The sequence below is a fragment of the Turicibacter sp. St.80E1 genome (assembly GCF_059728495.1).
The window spans coordinates 2,250,644-2,273,024 of sequence record NZ_AP039386.1 but is presented as its reverse complement, the minus strand read 5'-3'; the positions used below and the strand labels follow the sequence as shown (position 1 = coordinate 2,273,024).

Annotated in this window: 21 protein-coding genes and 1 other annotated feature; of the genes, 18 read left to right on the top strand and 3 right to left on the bottom strand. The window is 36.7% G+C overall.

All coding sequences use genetic code 11. The annotated features are described in order from the left end of the window. Positions 1–330: 330 nt before the first annotated feature. Positions 331–708: a hypothetical protein gene (locus tag AC6I0I_RS10935; protein WP_262953623.1), complete on the bottom strand. Its 378-nt coding sequence runs from the start codon at positions 706–708 to the stop codon at positions 331–333. A gap of 710 nt (positions 709–1,418) precedes the next feature. On the opposite strand from AC6I0I_RS10935, the gene gltX reads away from it, so the two are divergent. Beyond that, positions 1,419–2,855, top strand: a complete 1,437-nt coding sequence (gene gltX / locus AC6I0I_RS10930) for a glutamate--tRNA ligase (protein ID WP_262953624.1) — start codon at positions 1,419–1,421, stop codon at positions 2,853–2,855. A 17-nt stretch (positions 2,856–2,872) separates the two neighbouring features. Here gltX and AC6I0I_RS10925 read toward each other — a convergent pair whose 3' ends face one another. Both AC6I0I_RS10925 and AC6I0I_RS10920 read right to left on the bottom strand, forming a co-directional pair. Further along, positions 2,873–4,060, bottom strand: a complete 1,188-nt coding sequence (locus tag AC6I0I_RS10925) for an MFS transporter (RefSeq protein ID WP_262953625.1) — start codon at positions 4,058–4,060, stop codon at positions 2,873–2,875. A 290-nt stretch (positions 4,061–4,350) separates the two neighbouring features. Continuing rightward, on the bottom strand, positions 4,351–4,728 hold the full coding sequence (locus tag AC6I0I_RS10920; protein WP_161831776.1) for a RidA family protein: 378 nt from the start codon (positions 4,726–4,728) through the stop codon (positions 4,351–4,353). 175 nt (positions 4,729–4,903) lie between these two features. Here AC6I0I_RS10920 and ilvA point away from each other — a divergent pair, with 175 nt between their 5' ends. The 17 genes from ilvA (at position 4,904) to rpsG (ending at position 22,347) form a co-directional block, all read left to right on the top strand. Further along, positions 4,904–6,118, top strand: a complete 1,215-nt coding sequence (ilvA, locus tag AC6I0I_RS10915) for a threonine ammonia-lyase (RefSeq protein ID WP_161831775.1) — start codon at positions 4,904–4,906, stop codon at positions 6,116–6,118. 64 nt (positions 6,119–6,182) lie between these two features. Continuing rightward, the gene (gene cysS, locus AC6I0I_RS10910) at positions 6,183–7,523 is read left to right on the top strand and encodes a cysteine--tRNA ligase (RefSeq protein WP_161831774.1); all 1,341 of its coding nucleotides are present in this window, start codon (positions 6,183–6,185) and stop codon (positions 7,521–7,523) included. Positions 7,524–7,714: 191 nt separating this feature from the next. Further along, positions 7,715–8,137 (top strand): Mini-ribonuclease 3, encoded by a 423-nt coding sequence (locus AC6I0I_RS10905; RefSeq protein WP_237658909.1) that lies wholly within the window; start codon positions 7,715–7,717, stop codon positions 8,135–8,137. After that, positions 8,137–8,979, top strand: coding sequence for a 23S rRNA (guanosine(2251)-2'-O)-methyltransferase RlmB (rlmB, locus tag AC6I0I_RS10900; protein ID WP_161831773.1), 843 nt, complete (start codon positions 8,137–8,139; stop codon positions 8,977–8,979). Before AC6I0I_RS10905 ends, rlmB begins: the two co-directional genes overlap by 1 nt. 18 nt (positions 8,980–8,997) lie before the next feature. Then, positions 8,998–9,597, top strand: a complete 600-nt coding sequence (locus AC6I0I_RS10895; RefSeq protein WP_161831772.1) for a sigma-70 family RNA polymerase sigma factor — start codon at positions 8,998–9,000, stop codon at positions 9,595–9,597. Positions 9,598–9,669: 72 nt separating this feature from the next. Then, positions 9,670–9,819: a 50S ribosomal protein L33 gene (gene rpmG, locus AC6I0I_RS10890; protein WP_161831771.1), complete on the top strand. Its 150-nt coding sequence runs from the start codon at positions 9,670–9,672 to the stop codon at positions 9,817–9,819. Between the two features lie 22 nt (positions 9,820–9,841). Further along, positions 9,842–10,021 carry a preprotein translocase subunit SecE gene (gene secE / locus AC6I0I_RS10885; RefSeq protein ID WP_161831770.1) on the top strand — a complete coding sequence of 60 codons (180 nt, stop codon included), beginning with the start codon at positions 9,842–9,844 and terminating at the stop codon, positions 10,019–10,021. Between the two features lie 12 nt (positions 10,022–10,033). After that, on the top strand, positions 10,034–10,570 hold the full coding sequence (gene nusG / locus AC6I0I_RS10880) for a transcription termination/antitermination protein NusG (protein WP_161831769.1): 537 nt from the start codon (positions 10,034–10,036) through the stop codon (positions 10,568–10,570). A gap of 122 nt (positions 10,571–10,692) precedes the next feature. After that, positions 10,693–11,118: a 50S ribosomal protein L11 gene (rplK, locus tag AC6I0I_RS10875; protein ID WP_161831768.1), complete on the top strand. Its 426-nt coding sequence runs from the start codon at positions 10,693–10,695 to the stop codon at positions 11,116–11,118. A gap of 79 nt (positions 11,119–11,197) precedes the next feature. Then, entirely contained in the window at positions 11,198–11,893 is a 696-nt protein-coding gene (rplA, locus tag AC6I0I_RS10870; RefSeq protein WP_161831767.1) for a 50S ribosomal protein L1, read from the top strand. A 12-nt stretch (positions 11,894–11,905) separates the two neighbouring features. Next, positions 11,906–12,052 (top strand) — a sequence feature (ribosomal protein L10 leader region). A 25-nt stretch (positions 12,053–12,077) separates the two neighbouring features. Next, positions 12,078–12,608: a 50S ribosomal protein L10 gene (gene rplJ, locus AC6I0I_RS10865; RefSeq protein ID WP_262950109.1), complete on the top strand. Its 531-nt coding sequence runs from the start codon at positions 12,078–12,080 to the stop codon at positions 12,606–12,608. Positions 12,609–12,665: 57 nt separating this feature from the next. After that, positions 12,666–13,031: a 50S ribosomal protein L7/L12 gene (gene rplL / locus AC6I0I_RS10860; protein ID WP_161831765.1), complete on the top strand. Its 366-nt coding sequence runs from the start codon at positions 12,666–12,668 to the stop codon at positions 13,029–13,031. Positions 13,032–13,206: 175 nt separating this feature from the next. Beyond that, positions 13,207–13,800 (top strand): class I SAM-dependent methyltransferase, encoded by a 594-nt coding sequence (locus tag AC6I0I_RS10855; RefSeq protein WP_161831764.1) that lies wholly within the window; start codon positions 13,207–13,209, stop codon positions 13,798–13,800. A 135-nt stretch (positions 13,801–13,935) separates the two neighbouring features. Next, entirely contained in the window at positions 13,936–17,469 is a 3,534-nt protein-coding gene (rpoB, locus tag AC6I0I_RS10850) for a DNA-directed RNA polymerase subunit beta (protein WP_161831763.1), read from the top strand. Positions 17,470–17,492: 23 nt separating this feature from the next. Then, complete coding sequence (gene rpoC, locus AC6I0I_RS10845; RefSeq protein ID WP_161831762.1) at positions 17,493–21,221, top strand: DNA-directed RNA polymerase subunit beta'; 3,729 nt, start codon at positions 17,493–17,495, stop codon at positions 21,219–21,221. A 194-nt stretch (positions 21,222–21,415) separates the two neighbouring features. Then, positions 21,416–21,838, top strand: a complete 423-nt coding sequence (gene rpsL / locus AC6I0I_RS10840) for a 30S ribosomal protein S12 (protein WP_055243034.1) — start codon at positions 21,416–21,418, stop codon at positions 21,836–21,838. A 38-nt stretch (positions 21,839–21,876) separates the two neighbouring features. After that, complete coding sequence (rpsG, locus tag AC6I0I_RS10835; protein ID WP_161831761.1) at positions 21,877–22,347, top strand: 30S ribosomal protein S7; 471 nt, start codon at positions 21,877–21,879, stop codon at positions 22,345–22,347. The last annotated feature ends 34 nt before the right edge of the window (positions 22,348–22,381 follow it).

The window sequence follows — 22,381 nt, the reverse complement described above, 5'->3', positions numbered from 1 at the left end:
TATAGGTATTCCATAAAGTGAAATTAAAAATATAGTTAGTAAAATAAAATAATCCTTATCATATTTAATTTTACTAATATTAAAAATTTTAAAAAAATATTCTTCTTTCTTTTTTTTTAATCTACCACCAACTATATACTTTTTATAAAATTAATTCCAAATAGGGTTAATTTTATTATAAAAATAAAAGATTTAAAAGTAAATATTTTTCCTTTTAGGAGACTAGCCGTTAATCGGGAAGGGTAGCCTTGCAGAAAATGCTTTATTAGACGAGCGTCGGTAAATGAATAAATGGATGACGTTGCAAGATAACTCTGGCTTTTTCTATCGCTAGAGTTCCTTAGTTAGTGGACGACGTAAAATAAATAAACTCACCCATTTATAGCATTTAAATAGTTCCCAACCTTCCTTAGCTAATGAATTCATCGTGTTTTCGAAATTAGTTAATGTTTCCTCTCTTTTATAGAGTTTTTTTAATAGTAGAGGTAAAAAATTTAGGGTAAATAAATTTTTGATATGAATTAATTTATATTCATAGATGATATTTGAACGAGTTTTCTTTAAATACAATTGATGATTAAATAAATCTATTTCAAACAGTTCCCAACCGTCTTTGGCTAAAGAATTCATATTAATTTCAAAAATCTTCTTTTTTATTCCATCATAAGTAAACATTCGTTTAATCTGAATGGTCCTATACTCACTCATCTTACAGCCCCCCTCATCACGTAAAGTTTACTATAATAATATTGGATTTGTCCAATGTTTTATGATGCCACGGGGAACGCTATTAAATGAGGAAGTAGGCTGTCTAAACACGACTATTTAGGCCCTTAACGGTGAGCGATATTTTGGCTATCGAGGTTAGTGACTACTTTTTTGAATGGGTCCTCATTAATGGTTAGCATCAGTATGTCTGATGTTTAAAGTCAGACTAGTTACATGACTGATATTTGATTTGAAAAGAATCTTTTTTAACCGGTTATTGTCTTTTTATCGTCTAGGCTATGTTTCTAATTCCGATGTCCCAAATTTAGTAGAGATAGAACATGATCAAGTAATAGACTTCCTAATAGGGGTGATTCCATAAGATAATGAGATAAAAATTTTAAATTTAAAATAATAGGGTATATCCCCCCAGATTGTAAATAATGATTCTCCTGTTACGAGGAAAGAACTTATCCACAAGCAACCGAACAGGAGAAAAAGGGGGGGAGAGCCTCTTAGAAAGCTTCCTTTTGTTATGAAGACTTTGTCGTTTTAGCGGGATTTAGGTCTTTCCAATCAGTGGGGGAAGGTGGTGAGGGAATTTTCTTAATCGGGACTCGTGCTTTTTTCGGTGAAAATATTTAATATTTTGTTTCAATCGTATATAATATGAAAAGAATAAAGTAGTATTTTAATTAGGAGGCAAGATTATGACAGTTCGTGTTCGTTATGCACCAAGTCCAACAGGATTTTTACATATCGGAAATGCTAGAACAGCATTATATAATTATTTATTTGCAAAGCACCATGGTGGTGACTTTATTTTACGTATTGAGGATACTGATGTTGAGCGTAATGTAGAAGGCGGAGAAGAATCGCAAATGAACTATTTACGTTGGCTAGGTATTGAATGGGATGAGTCATTTGATGTTGGTGGAGACTACGGGCCTTACCGCCAATTAGAGCGTTTAGATATTTACCGTAAATATGTAGACGAGTTAATTGAAAAAGGATTAGCTTATAAATGCTACTGTACAAGTGAGGAACTTGAAGCTGAACGCGAGGCTATGTCAACTCATGGGCATGATAATATTCATTACTCACGTCGTTGTTTAAATGCGACAGCTGAGGAACGTGCACAGTTAGAAGCACGTGGGGAATATGTTGTTCGTATTAAAGTTCCAGAAAATGAAGTTTATACATTCAATGACATCGTTCGTGGAGAAATTACATTTAACTCATCAGATTTTGGTGATTGGGTCATCATGAAGAGTAATGGAATTCCAACGTATAACTTTGCGGTTGTAGTGGACGATCACTTAATGAAAATTACTCACGTTTTCCGTGGAGAAGAACACATTACAAATACGCCAAAACAAATGATGATTTATCGTGCGTTTGGATGGGATGTCCCAACATTTGCACATATGACGTTAATTGTAAACGAACACGGGAAAAAGTTATCGAAACGTGACAAAGATACGGTGCAATTTATCGAACAATATGCGAACATGGGATATTTACCAGAAGCCTTATTTAACTTTATCGCCTTATTAGGATGGTCTCCAGGAATTGAAGAAGAAATTTTATCACATGAACAATTAGTGGAATTATTCGATGAAAATCGTTTATCTAAATCACCTTCAACGTTTGATAAAGCTAAATTAGCTTACATTAATAATCGCTATATTAAAGCGTTAGACGCTGAAGAATTACTTGAACTTTGTATGCCTCACTTAGTAGAAGCGGGAATCTTAGAAGGGCGTACACACCAATGGGCGGTAGAATTAGTTTCGTTATTCCATGACCGTTTATCATATGGTGCAGAAATCGTTGATTTATACGATGAATTTTTCTCAGAAGAATTAACATTAGATGAAGAAGCACAAGCATTCATTAATCAAGAAGGTATTTCAGCAACATTAAAGGCTTTCAAAGATCAATTAGAATCTTTAGAGGACTTTACAGCAGAAGGGATCCAAGCTTCTGTTAAAGCTGCTGGGAAAGCAAGTGGAGCAAAAGGAAAAATGTTGTTTATGCCTTGTCGAATTGCGACAACAGGTCAAATGCATGGACCAGATTTACCAAAAGCGTTAGCTTTACTTGGAAAAGAAACTGTCGTTTCACGTATTGAAAAATTTATTTAAGAAAAAAACCTCAGAATTTAATTCTGAGGTTTTTTCTTTTTAAAGGCGAGAAGGAAAAGGATTAAGTAGAGAGTAGTGATGATAAAGTAAATGACCCACACCAAACGATAAGTTAACTGATCGGCGATAAAACCAGAGATAACAGGACCTAAGGCACTTCCTAGTGTAAAAATCATATTAATAAAGCCGAGATGCATGGAGTAATGATCTTTTCCGAATAAGGCACTTGTTCCATAAGAGGGAAGGAGTGAGGGAAGACACAAACATAGTCCAAACAGGGCGGCAAAGATGAATAGAAGTGAGGGGTAAAATCCAAAAATGAGGCAAAGATAACCGATAAGCGCCATGGAAACAAAGGAGGCGATTGATGTTCTTAATCCGAGTTTATCGAAAACGATTCCGCCAACTAAGCTCCCGATGAGGGCGAAGATAGCTTGCGTAGAACCTACATTAGCATTAAAGCTTAGGGGATGGTGAAGACTTGTTAAATACGGTTGAATATGCATCTTTGTTCCCGAAACACTCATTCCTAGAAGAAAAAGCCCCAAAGAAAATAGAATCAATTGAGTGCTCCAATGGATATCGTTGAATGATAATTTTTCTTTTTTCTTCGACTCAATGGTTGCATCAGGTGGCAACGCCATGACTAATAGAGAGAGGGGCAGGCAAACAATTAAGATAATTCCGCCTAAAAGGGCATACGTTGTTTGATAGGTCAGATGATTTAACATCCGCGAGACAACCTGCATCCAAACAAAAGAGCCAGTTCCCGCACCCGCCATCGCAATACCTAAGGCAAATCCTTTTCGATCCTCAAACCAAGAAGTTAGTGCAGTGGCGATTGGAATAGTCGTTAGACACGAGATTCCGATTCCAACAATAATAGCAATCAGATAAAACATCCAGATCGTTTTGGCGAGGGCGTAACAAAAAAATCCTCCACCGGCTAAAATAGATCCAATGGCCATTAATAACTTTAATGGTACTTTTGAAACTAGATGTCCCGTTATGGGGGACATTAGTGCTGTTGTCACAGCCCCAATCGTGAAAATTAAAGAAAATGAGGAAATTGATAAACCTAGATGTTTCGTCACGGGGTCAAGAAAGAGTGAAGTAATATTATTAACGATACTAAACGAGACCGACATAATCAGAAAGCAGGCCATTAGCACGAGATACTTCTGAAATTTCAATTTATTTGACATGGATGTAAACCTCCGAATTCAACCTTTTTATTAGAATGGACGCCTAGGAATGAATTATGTAGCGATGAAAAGGAATAATGAAAATGATTTAAGAATCTTTCAGTTAAACGAAAAAAAGTTATCCACAAGGGACTTTTTTTGCTTTTATTTCAACAGGGGTTAAAGAAAGAAGGTAACTTTGTTTGAAAGGGAGGGCATGTTCTAATACGCGTGTTGAGTTTTTTCTCAATGTAAAGTAAAAGACGATTAACCTTGTTGTTGAAGAAGGTTAATCGTCGGGAGAGAACCGTTTAATTTCTAACGGCAATGGCCTCGATTTCAATTTTAACTTCTCGAGGAAGTTTAGCAACCTGCACACATGAACGGGTAGGTTTATGTGAGTGAAAGTATTGGCCATATACTTCATTGACAATTGAAAAATCGTTCATATCGGTTAAAAAAATCCCACATTTCACTACATTATGAAGCGAGTACCCCGCTTTTGTTAAAATGGCGTCAATATTCTTTAAACATTGGTGCGTTTGCGTAGCAACATCATCGGCAATAACTTCCATCGTTTGAGGATCAAGAGGTATTTGTCCAGAAATATAGAGGGTGTTGTTGACCTCGATAGCTTGTGAATAAGGTCCGATAGCTTGGGGTGCAGCGTTTGTTGAAATAATGTTCATTAAAATTCCTCCTTTTTAAGACAAGAGTGATGAGAATATCTCCCATCATTTTATAATAACATAGTCCTATAAATAGTGTGGTTTATTGGGGGCAAATTAATAGGCAAAAGAATAAGATAAGCTAGAAGTGCGAAAATAAAGGGGAATAATAATTGATTTATTGGAGGAATTTGAAATGGAAAATGTAACCTTTCAAATGGTCATTGAGGCGGCTAGAGAGTTAAAGGGAATCATTAAAGAAACTGATTTTTGTTATGCAGAAACGTTGAGTGGATTGACAAAGGGGGAAATCTATTTAAAGCTTGAAAACCTACAACAATCGGGATCGTTTAAAATTCGAGGGGCTTATAATAAAATGGTTCATTTAACAGAGGATGAGAAAAAAAGTGGTGTTGTAGCTTCAAGTGCTGGAAATCACGCGCAGGGGGTGGCCATTAGTGCAAGCAAATTAGGTCTTAAGTCCACCGTCGTGATGCCTAAGAATGCACCTTTCGCAAAAATTTCGGCGACGCGTAAATATGGGGCAGAAGTGGTGTTAGAGGGGGATGTTTATGACGAGGCCTACCAAAAAGCATTAGAAATTAAAGAGGCGACTGGCGCAACCTTTGTTCATCCGTTCAATGATCCGTATGTCATTGCAGGTCAGGGGACGATTGGTCTAGAGATGTTAAAGGAACAACCGGATTTAGATGTGGTGTTAGTTCCTATCGGTGGAGGGGGGATCGCGGCAGGGATAGCATTAGCGGTAAAAACGATTAATCCCAAAATTCGTGTGATCGGGGTACAAACAGAAAATGCACCTTCTATGTATGAATCGGTTCGATTAGGAAAGATAGAAAAAGTTAATATTCATCGAACCATTGCTGATGGCATCGCAGTTGGTAGACCGGGAGATTTGACGTTTCCCCTTATTTGCCGCTATGTAGACGAAATCGTGACAGTGACTGAAACAGAAATTTCTCAAGCATTTTTATTTCTTCTTGAAAATTGTAACCTAGTGTGCGAAGGCGCTGGTGCCGTTCCAGTTGCGGCGTTATTATCCGGTCATCTAGATGTTAGAGGTAAAAAGGTAGGGGCCGTTCTCTCAGGGGGAAATATAGATATTAATTTAATTGAAAGTATTATTAATCATGCGATGATTACAACCGGCCGTCGAACAGAAATTAAAGTTTTATTAAATCACCGGGCAGGAGAGCTAAGTCTCTTTTTAGATACTATAGCGAAAGAATTCGGAAATGTGTTGGTTATTCATCAAAATCGTCATAAGGAAGGATTATCGATGTATCAATTAGAAGTATCGGTTGTTATTGAGACGATTGATGAAGAACATAAAAAACGCGTCATTGAAAAATTATTAGAGGCAAATTATGAGATTGAGTATACAAACTAGCAAAGTTTGGTGAAATATATTAAAATGAAGATATCGTTTCGGAAGATAGGAGTTGGGACCTGTAATGTTAATTTATAATACGTATACGCGTCAGAAAGAGGAATTTAAGCCGATTGAAGAAAATAAGGTCAAGATGTATATTTGTGGACCAACTGTTTATAATTATGTTCACATCGGAAATGCACGTCCAGTTTTATTTTTTGACCTTGTTCACCGCTACTTTAATTATCTAGGATACGAAGTAGATTATGTCTCTAATGTGACAGATGTGGATGATAAGATTATTAATCGTGCGATTGAAGAAGAGGTAACAGAGGCAGAAATTGCGAAAAAGTATTTAGAATACTTTTTAGAGTGTAATCAACTTTTGAATGCCTTACCGTTTAATAAAATGCCTAAAGTCACGGAAAATATGGAAGAAATGATTGATTTTATTCATGCGTTAGTTGAGCGAGGGTATGCGTACGCAGTAGAGGGTGACGTTTATTTCCGTATCGATAAGGTTCGGGAGTATGGACAATTATCAGGTAAAAGGATAGAAGAATTAGAAGTTGGTGCACGTATTGCAGAAGACTCTAAAAAGGAAAATCCTTTAGACTTTGTTTTATGGAAAAAAACAGATAAGGGAATTACTTGGGATTCACCGTGGGGAGCAGGTCGCCCAGGATGGCATACAGAATGTGTCGTTATGATTCAGAAAGAATTTAAAGGTAAGATTGATATTCATGGAGGCGGAACAGATCTTCAATTCCCTCACCACGAAAATGAAATTGCGCAGTCATTATGTATGCATGGTCACAGTATAGCGAATTATTGGATGCACGTAGGACGTTTAGGTCTTAATAACGAGAAAATGAGTAAATCTTTAGGAAATGTGATTAATGTTAAAGATTTAATTGAGAAAATTGATGCTAATGCGTTTCGCCTATTTATGTTGTCGGTTCACTATCGTCAACCGATCAACTACACAGAGGAAAATATCCAGTTAGCGATGAAAGAGTGGCAAAAAATTAAAACAACGTTTAATCAGTTGCATCTGAAACTTGATGTGGCGGAGGCGCTAGATGTGAAAGAGGAAAAAGTCGACGCAATAGCGGCGTTAATGCAACAATTTACGGACGCGTTAGAGGATGACTTCAATACATCAAATGCTATTACAAGTTTATATGGAGTGGTTAAAGAAGTGAATAAGATGATGCGTGCGAAGGTTAGCGAAGGAGCCTATAAATATGCGCTGATGACTCTTCAAAATATGACGTATATTTTTGGTTTTGATTTGAAGAAAAAGCGTCTAACCTCTGAAGAAAGAGACTTGTTCAAGTCTTGGGAAGCTGCTAGAAAGGCGAAAGACTTTACGCAGGCTGACGCATTAAGAGAAAGATTACAGGCTTTAAATGTCATTTAAAATACGTTATGATAAAAAAGGTTCCATTTGAAAAGGTGGAATCTTTTTTATGTGGCTTAAGAAAATAAGGGCGTGATTGGGATAGAAAACAGGGTCGAAAAATGACTTTTTTCGCTGAAAAGCATTGAATCTAAGAAAGTGAGGGTAAAAAAATGCTTTTTCGTTAAAGCGGGAAAATTTAGTGTATAATAATGACGAGATTAGAAAAGGCGTGTGAGACAATGGAAGTAAAGCAAATGAATAGTACAATGTTGGCCTTTGTAGGGGATTCGTACTATGATTTAAGAATTCGAGAGACGTTGTGCCGAATGGGAATTAATAAACCTAAACGTCTGCATCAATTAGCGGTAAAGTATGTTTCTGCGCATGCTCAGGCAGCAACGTTAACCTACTTAATAGAAAATAATTTATTGAATGAGAAAGAAGTAGAGGTTGTAAAAAAGGGACGGAATACAAAGAGTCGATCAGTTCCTAAAAACACGGATGTTTTAACTTATACACACTCAACAGCTTTTGAAGCGTTGATTGGATATTTATATTTAACTAATCAGATGCAACGATTAGACGAGATTATTTCCTATAGTATTGAATCTAAGGGTGAGGTGACGAAATAATGAGCAAGTATCATAAAGGGAAAAAGAATGATCAAAACCCTAAACGCATGAATAAAAAAGAGGCGAAGCCAATGAATAAAAAAGATAGTGGACGCGAAGTCGTTTACGGAAAGAATACAGTAAACGAGGTTTTATCTTCAAATCGTAAAATATTTGAAGTTGTCGTCGCGGATGCGGTGTCTAAAAACGATGTGAAATTAATGGATTTATTGGCCGAGAGAAATATTACGTGCCGCGTGCTTCCTAAACAAAAATTTGAACAAGTTGTAAAGGATAAGTACGATGTTAAGGGAAATCATCAAGGCGTTTTAGCCATCGTAGAACCTTATGGATATCTTCCATTAGCAGACTTGATCCAAAGGGCGACTAATAAGGACGAACCGGCTTTTATTATTATTTTAGACGGCCTGGAGGATCCGCATAATTTAGGTGCGATTCTTCGAACTGCTGATGCGGCAGGGGTCGATGGAATCATTATTCGTAAAGACCGAGCTGTTGGGTTGACGAGTACGGTAGCTAAATTATCAACGGGTGCTATTGAACATGTTCCAGTTGCGTGTGTTTCGAATTTAACAGTTGCAATTAATCAGTTAAAGGAAGCGGGGCTTTGGATAGCTGGAACAGATGCTAACGAAGCACAAGACTATCGAACGTTAGATGCGCAATTACCTTTAGGTCTTGTAATAGGTAGCGAAGGAAAGGGAATTAGTCGTCTGGTTCGTGAAGCTTGTGATTTTAAAGTCTATTTACCGATGAGAGGTCATGTTACCTCGTTAAATGCGTCGGTCGCTGCTGCATTACTGATGTATGAAATTTATAATAAGAGAAATCCGATAAAATAGTGTCCTAGGAGGGATATGGTGAAGGTTAAGTGTAGTGATTATGAATTGGTACGTTTAGTTCGAGAACAAGATAAAGTTGCTTTGGATACACTCATCAAGAAATACTCACTGTTAATAAAAAAAATAGCCTATTCTTATCGTGGAATCGGTATAGATCCTGAAGATTTTTTTCAAGAAGGGCAATTAGCCTTCATCCAGTCTATTTACACCTATGACCAAGAGGCAGAGTTTAGTTTTTATTCTTATTCAATGACATGTGTAAGAAATGCGATTATAACAGAGTATCGTCGGGTTAAAAGAAGCGCCGGTCTGGATTTATTGACGGATTATAGCACAACAGAAGTTTGTGTTGTAGCGGAGTCACAGGCATCCTATTTAGATCGAGGGTATTTTAACTTAGATGAAAAATTATTTATGGAGTACGCCTTTAAAAAAGAAGGATTTTTATCCGATTTTGAAAAAATGTGTTTGAAATATTATTTGTTAGATAATACTTATATTGAGATAGCACAAATGTTAAGTGTGCCTCCTAAAAAAGTAGATAATGCTTTACAACGTTGTAAAATGAAATTAAAGGCATTAAATAAAAATAGTTCATCTACTGGGCAATATTGTTAGTTTTATTGACAATAGAAGATGTTTTTGATAGAGTAAATAGAGTTACGAAATAAGAAATTGTGAGGTTAAATCATGCGCACAAAAATAATTTTAGCTTGTGATGAATGTTTAAGTCGCAACTATTCAACCGTAAAAAATAAACAAACACACAATGAACGTCTTGTAGTTAAAAAATTCTGCAAGCGTTGTGGGAAACATACAATGCACAAGGAAACTAAATAAAGTTGGTATAGGGGGCCACAGGATGAGTCAGGTAAAAGGTTTTTTTAAAGGTGTGTCTGCTGAATTAAAGAAGATAACTTGGCCGACAGAGAAGGAGATGAAAACTTACACAGTACAAGTAATGTGTTTCGTTATTGTGTTATCAGTTTTCTTCTTCGCTGTTGACTTAGTGATTTCCCAAGTAATCGGGTTACTTGGATAGGAGGTCATATTAGTGGAAAAACGTTGGTATGTTGTTCAAACGTATGCTGGTTATGAAAATAAGGTAATGACCAATTTGTTAAAGCGCATTGAAACAATGAATATGCAAGAAAAAATCTTTCGAGTATTAATTCCGGAAGAAAAAGAAGTTAAAATTAAAGATGGTGTCCGTAAAGAAAAATTAAAGAAAACTTTTCCTGGATACGTTCTTGTTGAAATGATCGATACTGATGATTCTTGGTACATGGTACGTAATACACCAGGTGTTACGGGATTCTTAGGATCAAGTGGTAAGGGAACACGTCCAGTGCCACTTCCAACTGAAGAAATCACACCGATTCTTAAAAAGATGGGAATTACAAGCGTGGAAGTTTCAGTTGATATTGAAGTAGGTCAACAAGTATTAGTTGCAGCGGGTCCTTTCTCAGGACAAGTTGGAAAAATTGAAACAATCGACAAAGAACATGGTAAGGTAAGTGTATTAGTGGATTTATTTGGACGTGAAACGCCAGTAGAATTGGATTTCGGACAAATTTGTGAAGTCGAATAAAAAAAATCCTTGCGAAAAATAAAAAAAGGTGATAAACTAGCGTAGTCGATATGAGATTCATATCAAGTGGGAGGGTGAAACACCCAAATAACCACATCACGGACTTAGAGGAGGTGTGTCGCGTGGCAAAAGCAGTAAAAAGTATTATTAAATTACAAATTCCTGCAGGAAAAGCAAATCCAGCTCCACCAGTAGGTCCAGCATTAGGACAAGCCGGTGCGAACATTCAAGGATTCTGTCAAGAATTCAATGAACGTACACGTGAACAAATGGGAAGTATTATCCCAGTAGTAATCACAGTTTATGAAGATCGTTCATTTACATTCGTTACAAAAACTCCACCAGCATCAGACTTATTAAAAAAAGCGGCTGGAATTCAAAGTGGATCAGCTTTACCTCATAAAGAGAAAGTTGCTACTTTAACTAAAGATCAAATTCGTGCAATCGCTGAGCAAAAAATGCCAGACTTAAACGCGAATACAGTAGAAGCTGCAATGCGTATTATTGAAGGTTCTGCAAGACAAATGGGAATCGTTGTAGAAGACTAATCTACCGTTTTAGGTTGTAGATTACAACCTAAATCTGTGGGAGGAGATTCCGTTAACCACAATTTAGGAGGTATTTGAGATGGCTAAAAAAGGTAAAAAATTCATCGAAGCCAAAAAATTAGTTGATTCTACTACTTTATACTCTGTAGAAGAAGCTGTTGAGTTAGTTAAAAAAACTAATGTTGCTAAATTTGACGCAACTGTAGATGTAGCTTTCCGTTTAGGAGTTGACCCACGTAAAGCGGATCAACAAATTCGTGGAGCTATGGTATTACCTCACGGAACTGGTAAAGATCGCTCAGTTTTAGTTTTCGCTAAAGGTGAAAAAGCTAAAGAAGCTGAAGCGGCTGGAGCAGACTTCGTAGGAGATAGCGATATGATCAATAAAATTCAACAAGGTTGGATGGATTTTGATGTAGTAGTAGCTACTCCAGATATGATGGCTGAAGTTGGTAAATTAGGACGCGTGTTAGGTCCACGTGGTTTAATGCCAAACCCTAAAACTGGTACAGTTACAATGGACGTAACAAAAGCAGTTAATGAAATCAAAGCTGGTAAAGTTGAATACCGTGTTGATAAAGCTGGTAATGTTCATGTTCCAATTGGAAAAGTATCATTCGATAACCAAAAGTTAATCGAAAACTTCAAAGCTATTTTTGGTACTATCTTAAAAGCTAAACCATCTGCAGCTAAAGGAACTTATGTGAAAAACATTGCTGTTTCTTCAACAATGGGTCCTGGTATCAAAGTTGCATCTGAATCATTAGAAAAATAATTTTTTCTTTTTGATAATTGAATAGAATTACCGTAGACAGTAGGGGCCTTGGGCTTAATGTCCTACCGAGGTTTTGGATATATATACTATTTATTTTCATGCCTTAGTTATACCCTTCTGTCCACAACTTAATGGATATAAGGGTTTTTCTACGGACTAATAACGAATATAGGAGGTGTGAATGATGAGCGCTACTGCAATCGAAATGAAATCTCAATTAGTTGCTGAATATGCAGCACAATTCAAAGAATCAGCTTCTTTAGTTGTTGTTGATTACCGCGGATTAACTGTTGCTGAAGTAACTGAATTACGTCAACAATTACGTGCTGAAGGTGTTGAGTTTAAAGTATTAAAAAACAACATTTCACGTCGTGCTGTGACTGAAGCAGGATTCGAAGGTTTAGGTGAAGCATTCGTTGGTCCAACGGCTGTTGCTTATTCTAAAGGAGACGTTGTTGCGCCTGCACGCGTATTATACAACTTCTCAAAAGAACACCAAGCATTAGAATTAAAAGCTGGTTTAATCGAAGGAAGTGTTGCTTCATTAGAGCAAGTTATGGAATTAGCTAAGTTACCAAACCGCGAAGGTTTATTATCTATGTTACTTTCTGTATTACAAGCTCCAATGCGCAATATGGCTTGTGTTGTTAAAGCTGTTTCTGAACAAAAAGAAGCTGGTGTTGAAGCACCTGTAACTGAAGAAGCTGCTGAGTAATTTTTAAAATAAAAAAACCTATAAGGGTATAGCCCTATTTTGAAGGAGGAAAATATAATGGCAAAATTAACTGCTGCTGAAATGATTGAAGCAATCAAAGAAATGTCAGTTTTAGAATTAAATGATTTAGTTAAAGCTATCGAAGAAGAGTTTGGTGTAACTGCTGCTGCTCCTGTAGCTGTTGTTGGTGGAGCTGAAGCTGCTGCTGGACCATCTGAAGTAGATGTAATCTTAACAAGCGCTGGAGCTAAAAAAATCGGTGTTATCAAAGTAGTTCGTGAAATCACTGGTTTAGGATTAAAAGAAGCTAAAGAATTAGTAGATGGAACTCCTGCTAAAATCAAAGAAAAAGTTTCTCCAGAAGAAGCTGAAGAATTAAAAGCTAAATTAGAAGAAGCTGGAGCATCTGTAGAAGTTAAATAATTAACTTTTAAGAAGCTATAAAAAAATAAATTTAAAAACCTGAGTGAGTAGTATCGCTCAGGTTTTTATTTAATACATAAAAAATGTAATAATTTACTTTATTATGGCAATAATAGAACGTGTAAAAATGTTCATATTCTCTAATTTTTAGGTAAAATCAAAAGGGGTTGTGATCATGCATTATTATACTAACAATGTCGATGCTCACTCAGATGAGAAGAGCTTTAATTATAGGCTAAGAGGCTATGATTTTAGATTTACTACGGACGTTGGAGTCTTTTCTAAGAAGGAGGTTGACTTTGGGTCAAGATTATTAATAGAAAGTTTTACTGTTCCTGAAGTAGAGGGGGATATTTTAGATGTTGGTTGTGGTTACGGACCTATCGGTTTGAGTTTAGCTAAGAGTTATGAGAATCGAAATATTCATATGGTAGATGTTAACCACCGAGCGTTAGAGTTAGCTAAAAGAAATGCTAAAAATAATAACATTTTAAATGTTTCTATTTACGAAAGTTATTGTTATGAAGGGGTAAAGGGGAAGTTTGCGGCCATCTTATCCAATCCACCTATTCGAGCTGGTAAGAAAGTTGTTCATGGAATTTTAGAAGAGGCTCAACATCATTTAGTGGATGGTGGAGAGTTGTGGGTGGTTATTCAAAAAAAACAAGGGGCCCCATCGGCTAAAAAGAAAATGGAAGAGGTTTATGGTAATTGTGAGGTTATTTCTAAAGATAAAGGATATTTTATTTTAAGGTCTATAAAATCTTGACAGTATTGAAAAAAAATGATATTATTGTAAAATGCCTAATACTGCTTGTATTTAATGTGAGTTAAGTCGAAAAAAATTAGGTATTGAGGAAAAAAACAATAAAAGTTAACATAAATAAACAAAGAGGTGAAACGCGTGGCAGGGAAAATTGTTCAATATGGTAAAAAGAGACAACGTCGTAATTACTCAAGAATTAATGTTGCACTCGAACTCCCTAACTTAATTGAAATTCAAACTGCTTCTTATCAGTGGTTCCTTGATGAAGGTATTCGTGAAATGTTTAAAGATATTTCACCAATTGAGGACAATAATGGAAATTTAGCACTTGAATTTGTTGGTTACAGTTTAGGAGAACCAAAATATTCTGTTTTGGAAGCGAAAGAACGCGATGCTAATTATGCTGCCCCTTTACGTGTTAAGGTTCGTCTGCATATTAAAGATGAAGAAACACACGCGATTAAGGAAGTTAAAGAAAGTGAAGTATACATGGGTGATTTCCCATTAATGACTCCAACAGGGACATTTGTAATTAACGGTTCTGAGCGTGTAATCGTATCACAATTAGTTCGTTCGTCAGGTGTTTATTATAATAAAGAGATTGATAAAAAAAGTGGTAAAGAAAAATATGCAGCTCAAGTTATTCCAAACCGTGGTGCATGGTTAGAGTATGAGTTAGATGCAAAAGACATCGTCTATGTTCGTGTAGATAGAACACGTAAAATTCCAATCACTGTTTTATTACGTGCATTAGGGCTTTCAACGAAAGAGCAAATTATTGAAATGTTTGGTGAGAATCAATACATTTTAAACACATTAGAAAAAGATCAAACAGTGAATTCTGATGAAGCTTTATTAGAAATCTTCCAAAAACTTCGTCAAGGTGAGCATGCAACAATCGATGGTGCTCGTACGTTGTTTATCTCTCGCTTCTTCGATCCAAAACGTTATGACTTAGCTCATGTTGGACGTTACAAATTTAATAAGAAATTAAATGCCCAAGAGCGTTTGTTAAATCAAAAATTAGCTAGCGATATTTTTGATTCAGAAACAGGTGAGATTCTTGTAGAAGAAGGAACAGTTATTACTCGCCGAATTTTTGAAGAAGTTTTAGCGGATAAAATAGATCGTTTAAATATTAAAAGAGTTGAATTAGTAAATCCATTGGAGGATTCAGCTACATACATTCAGGAGTTTGAAGTATATTCTCCTAGAGTGAATGAAGGAGATCAAATTGTAAAAATTATCGGTAATGTGGAAGATGAGTGTAAATATATTACAACATCGGACATTTTTGCGTCGATTAGTTATTTCTTTAATCTTTTAGATTCTGTAGGATATTTAGACGACATCGACCATTTAGGAAACCGCCGTTTACGTTTAGTTGGTGAGTTGTTACAAAATCAATTCCGAATTGGTCTTTCTCGTATGGAACGTGTTGTTAAAGAGAGAATGTCTATTCAGGAAAGTGAAGGGATTACGCCATCGAGTTTAATCAATATCCGTCCGGTAACAGCGGCTATTAAGGAGTTCTTCGGAAGTTCTCAGTTATCACAGTTCATGGATCAAACAAACCCATTATCTGAGTTAACGCATAAGCGCCGTTTATCAGCTTTAGGGCCTGGTGGGTTAACACGTGAACGTGCTGGAATGGAAGTGCGTGACGTTCACTACTCACACTACGGTCGTATGTGTCCAATCGAAACACCAGAGGGACCAAATATCGGATTAATTAACTCGTTATCATCATATGCAAAAGTTAATGAATTCGGATTTATAGAGACACCATATCGTAAAGTGGTTCCAATTGAGGATAGTGTAACGGGAACAACTAAGATGCAAGTAACAGGAGAAATCCGTTATTTAACTGCTGATGAAGAGGATCGTTATGTTGTCGCTCAGGCAGGTTTAGATTTAGATGAAAATGATTGTTTACCAGAAAAAGTAATCGTGCGTCATCGTGGTGAGAACTTAATTGTTCCTGCAGAACGCGTAGATTTTGTAGACGTATCTCCAAAACAAATTGTATCTGTGGCAACAGCATGTATTCCTTTCTTAGAGCACGATGATGCCAACCGTGCATTAATGGGGGCCAACATGCAACGTCAGGCAATCCCGTTATTAATTCCAGAGGCACCATTTGTTGGGACAGGGATGGAGTATGTAGCTGCAAAGGATTCAGGGCAAGCCGTTGTTGCTCATAATACAGGTACGGTGGAATATGTAGATTCTAAACAAATCCGTATTCGTAGAGAAGCTGATGGTGGATTAGATCGTTATCCATTAATTAAGTTTGTTCGTTCAAATTCAAGTACGGTTCTTAACCAACGACCAATTGTTCGTTTAGGGGATAAGGTTAATGCTGGAGAAGTTTTAGCTGACAGTTCTTCAATGGAAAGTGGAGAATTAGCTTTAGGTCGTAACGTAGTAGTAGCATTCATGACATGGAATGGTTACAACTATGAGGATGCCATTATCATGAGTGAGCGTTTAGTGAAAGACGACGTTTATACTTCAATCCATATAGAGGAATATGAGTTAGAGGCTCGCGATACAAAGTTAGGTCCAGAGGAAATCACACGTGACATCCCTGGAGTCGGTGAAGAGGCACTTAAGAACTTAGATGATCGTGGAATTATTCGTATCGGTGCAGAGGTAAAAGAGGACGACATTTTAGTTGGTAAGGTTACAGCTAAAGGACAAACTGAGTTGACTGCAGAGGAACGTTTACTACACGCTATTTTCGGTGAGAAGGCTCGTGAAGTACGTGATACATCTTTACGCGTACCACATGGTGGAGATGGAATCGTACATGACGTTAAGTATTTCTCAAGACAAAATGGTGATGATTTATCACCAGGTGTAAACGAAGTTATTCGTATTTATATTGTTCAAAAACGTAAAATTTCTGAGGGAGATAAAATGGCCGGACGCCACGGTAATAAAGGGGTTATCTCTAAAATCTTACCTCAAGAAGATATGCCTTATATGCCAGATGGAACACCAGTTGATATCATGTTAAACCCACTTGGGGTACCATCACGTATGAATATCGGACAAATTTTAGAAATTCATTTAGGTATGGCTGCTAAGAAATTAGGAATCCATGTTGCTACACCGGTATTCGATGGTGTTAAAACGGAAGATTTAGAGGCAATTATCGCAGAAGCTGGCATGGATCCAGACGCGAAAACTGTACTTTATGATGGGCGTACAGGCGAAAAATTTGATAATCGAATTTCAGTCGGTGTAATGTATATGATTAAATTAGCGCACATGGTTGATGATAAATTACATGCTCGTTCAATTGGACCCTATTCATTAGTTACACAACAACCACTTGGTGGTAAAGCACAGTTCGGTGGACAACGTTTTGGTGAGATGGAGGTATGGGCATTAGAGGCATATGGTGCAGCTTATACATTACAGGAAATCTTAACAGTAAAATCGGATGATATCACAGGACGTGTTAAAACTTATGAAGCAATTGTACGCGGTGAGAATGTTCCTGAACCAGGTATTCCAGAATCATTCCGTGTATTAGTGAAAGAGTTACAGTCATTAGGTATGGATGTTAAAATCTTATCTGATGCGAAAAATGAAATTGAAATTCGCGATCTTGAAAATGTAAAAACTCATCAAATTGTTGTTCCAGAAACAGTTGAAGAATAATTAGCGGCAAGGAGGGAATCGCCTTGGTAGATGTTAACAAGTTTAAATATATGAAGATTGGTTTGGCATCTTCGGATACTATTCGTAAATGGTCTTATGGAGAGGTTAAAAAATCTGAGACGATTAACTATCGTACATTGAAACCTGAAAAAGATGGATTATTCTGTGAGCGTATTTTCGGTCCACAAAAGGACTGTGAGTGTGCTTGCGGTAAATATAAAAGAATTCGCCACGAAGGAATCGTTTGTGATCGCTGTGGTGTTGAAGTAACAGTAGCAAAAGTTCGACGTGAACGTATGGGGCACATCGAACTAGCTGCTCCTGTAGCTCATATTTGGTATGTAAAAGGAATTCCAAGTCGTATGGGGCTATTATTAAATATGTCTCCACGTGAATTGGAAGAGGTAATTTATTTTGTAAATTATGTTGTAATTGATCCAGGTAAGACTGATTTAGTAAAACAAAAAGTTTTAACTGAAAAAGAATACCGTGAAGTGTATGAAAAATGGGGTAACGAATTTGAAGTAGGAATGGGTGCAGAGGCCATTAAGAAACTACTAGAATCGTTAGACTTAGATAAATTAGCAAAAGAATTACGCTCTGAATTAAAGGTTGCACAGGGACAAAAGCGTGGGAAAGTAATCAAACGTCTTGAGGTAGTAGAATCATTCCGTAACTCAGGAAATCGTCCTGAGTGGATGATTTTAGACGTTTTACCAGTAATACCGCCTGAATTACGTCCAATGGTTCAATTAGATGGAGGACGTTTCGCAACATCTGACTTAAATGATTTATATCGTCGAGTTATTAATCGTAATAATCGTTTAATTCGTTATTTAGAAATCGGTGCCCCGAATATCATTATTAATAATGAAAAGCGTATGATCCAAGAGTCAGTGGATGCATTAATTGATAATGGACGCCGTGGTCGACCAGTTACTGGGCCTGGAAATCGCCCATTAAAATCACTTTCACATATGTTAAAAGGTAAACAAGGACGTTTCCGTCAAAACTTATTAGGTAAACGTGTTGATTACTCTGGACGTTCAGTTATCGTTGTAGGACCAGATTTAAAAATGTACCAATGTGGTTTACCTAAAGAAATGGCCCTGGAATTATTTAAACCGTTCGTAATGAAAGAGCTTGTTGAACGTGATTTAGCACAAAACATTAAAAGTGCTAAGAAGATGATTGAACGCATGGATGATGCGTTATGGGATGTTGTTGAAGATGTTATTCGCGAACATCCAGTATTATTAAACCGTGCCCCTACGTTACACCGTTTAGGTATTCAGGCATTTGAACCTAAAATTGTTGAGGGGCGTGCCATCCGTTTACATCCCCTTGTTACTACAGCATTCAATGCCGATTTTGATGGGGACCAAATGGCGGTTCACGTTCCATTATCTCAAGAGGCTCAAGCCGAGGCACGTTTACTCATGCTTGCTGCCAATAATATCTTAAACCCTAAGGATGGTAAACCAGTAGTAACTCCGTCTCAGGATATGGTACTAGGAAACTATTACTTAACGATGGAGGAAGTTGGAGCCATCGGTGAAGGGAATATTTATAAAGATACTAATGAGCTTATGATGGCTTATGCAAATGGTTATGTTACATTACATTCTCGTATTGCATTAAATGCAAGAGCATTAAATAATATGACTTTCACAGAAGATCAAAATAATAAATACATTATCACAACTTTAGGTAAGGTAATATTTAATGGGATCCTTCCTAAAACATTCCCTTATTTAAATGAACCTACAATGAAAAATTTACAAGGGGCTACTCCTTCTCAATATTTCGTTGAGAAAGGAACTGATATCAAGGCGTATTTATCAGACGTTAAAATTGTATCCCCATTTAAAAAGAAATTCTTAGGTGATATTATTTCGGAAGTTTTCCGTATTTATAAAACGACAGAAACGTCACGTATGTTGGACCGACTAAAAGATTTAGGATTCAAGTATTCAACTGTTGCAGGTATTTCTGTTGGTGTGGCGGACGTAGTCGTATCTTCAAAGAAAAAAGATTTATTAAAACAAGGTGACGATAAAGTTGCGCAGATCCAAGAGTTTTATAATCGTGGATTGTTAACTGATGATGAACGTTATCGTTTAGTTATCGATGTTTGGGCAAAAGTAAAAGACGAGATTCAACATGTATTAATGAATGAATTACCGGCAGATAATCATATTTATATGATGAGTGATTCTGGGGCCCGTGGTAATGCCTCAAACTTTACTCAGTTAGCTGGTATGCGTGGATTAATGGCCAACCCATCTGGTAAAACAATCGAATTACCAATTAAGTCTTCGTTCCGCGAAGGTTTAACTGTAACCGAGTTCTTCATCTCTACCCATGGTGCGCGTAAAGGGTTAGCCGATACGGCATTAAAGACAGCCGACTCAGGATACTTAACACGTCGTTTAGTTGACGTTGCACAAGATGTTATTGTACGTGAAGATGACTGTGGAACGGATAAAGGACAATATATTACTGAATTAAAACAACGTGGACAAACTGTTGAAACTTTATTTGACCGTATTGTGGGACGTTATACGGCTAAGCCAATCTACCATCCGGTAACTAAAGAAAAAATTGCTGATAGAAATGTTTACATTTCAGATGAACTTGGAAAAATCATAGTTGATGCTGGAATAGAGGGTGTGGATATCCGTACAATTTATTCATGTAATGCTCAGAAGGGTGTATGTAAAAAATGTTACGGTCAAAACTTAGCAACTGGTAAAGAGGTTGAGGTAGGGGAAGCTGTAGGTATTATGGCGGCCCAATCAATCGGTGAACCAGGTACTCAGTTAACGATGCGTACATTCCATACTGGTGGGGTAGCCGGAGCCGATATTACACAAGGTTTACCTCGTATTCAGGAGTTATTTGAAGCACGAAATCCAAAAGGGCGTGCTATTATTGCCGAGATTGATGGGGTAATTACTACAATTAAGGCTAATACTAAAAATCGTTATGAGATTACATTAACAAATAAATTAGAAAGTCGTAATTATTTACTTCCTTATGGTGTTCAACCTCTTGTTTCTGAAGGAGACGAGGTTTTAGCCGGAGATATGTTAACGGAAGGTTCAATTGATCCGAAAGAATTACTACGCGTTAAGGATGTCGCTGCCGTGCAAGCGTATATTTTGAAAGAAGTTCAAAATGTATATCGTGCGCAAGGGGTAGAACTATCTGATAAGCATATCGAGATCATGGTTCATCAAATGATGAAAAAGGTAAAAGTTATTGACGGTGGAGATACGGATATTTTACCAGGATCGTTAATTGATATTACGCACTATACTCGCGTTAATGCAGCGGCAATTCAACGTGGTAAACGTCCAGCAGTAGGTATTCCAACAATATTAGGTATTACAAAGGCATCTCTTGAAACGGAATCATTCTTATCAGCTGCTTCATTCCAGGAAACAACACGCGTTCTTACTGATGCGGCAATCAAAGGTAAAGTGGATGAATTAATCGGATTAAAAGAGAATGTTATCATCGGTAAATTAATTCCTGCGGGTACTGGTGTATTACGCGAAGACCATATCTTACCTGTTCATAAAAATGAGGATGAATTAGAAGATGATGTATTACCTTACGAATTAGAAATGTCAGGAATTTCTAATTCAGAAAGTCAAATTGATATTTCATTAGAAGATGATTTAGACGAATTAGATATAGAGCTTGATTTTGATGAAACAGATTTTTTAGATACTGATGAGGAATAAACGATATTTAGTAACTAATTTTTAAAAAAATTCATAGTTTTTCGTAGTTCTGTTGACATTAGTCGAAAAAAATGTTAGATTAATAAAGGCTTTTAAAAACGTAAAGTGAGTTTTGCTTAATAGCAAAGCTTACTTTTTCTAACAAAAATGAACCACCTGGATAAGTGGACTAAGTTTATGAGAGGAGGACTAATATGCCAACTATTAACCAATTAGTTCGTAAAGGACGTCAAAGTAAAGAAACAAAATCTAAATCTCGTCATTTAAATGTAGGATACAATAGTTTAAAGAAAGAACAAACTAACTTATATTCTCCGCAAAAACGTGGGGTATGTACTCGTGTTGCTACAATGACGCCTAAAAAACCAAACTCGGCTTTACGTAAATATGCCCGTGTTCGTTTAACAAACGGTTTAGAAGTAACAGCATACATTCCTGGTATTGGACATAAATTACAAGAGCACAGCGTTGTATTAATTCGCGGTGGACGTGTAAAAGACTTACCAGGGGTACGTTATCATATCGTTCGTGGTACATTAGATGCTACAGGTGTTGATGGACGTATGCAAGGTCGTTCTAAATACGGAACAAAAAAACCAAAAGCAGCTAAAAAGTAATTTAACTTTTTCGATAAATATGGAAGGGAGGCTAAATTATGCCACGTAAAGGACATGTAGCAAAACGTGATGTTTTGCCAGATCCAATTTATAACTCTAAATTAGTATCTCGTTTAATTAACAATATCATGCAAGATGGTAAAAAAGGTACTGCACAAACAATTTTATATAACGCATTTGATCTTATCGCTGAAAAAACTGGACGCGAGCCAATGGAAGTATTCGAAGAAGCAATCGAAAACATTATGCCTGTATTAGAGGTAAAAGCTCGTCGTATTGGTGGGGCTAACTATCAAGTACCAGTTGAGGTTCGTCCTGAACGCCGTATTACTTTAGGATTACGTTGGTTAGTTCAATATTCTCGCTCACGTGGAGAAAAAACTATGGAACAACGTTTAGCTAACGAAATTATCGATGCAGCTAATAATACTGGTGCATCAGTGAAAAAACGTGAGGATACTCACAAAATGGCTGAAGCAAACAAAGCATTTGCTCATTACCGTTGGTAATATTTTAAATAACTATAGGATTACTGGATTTCTA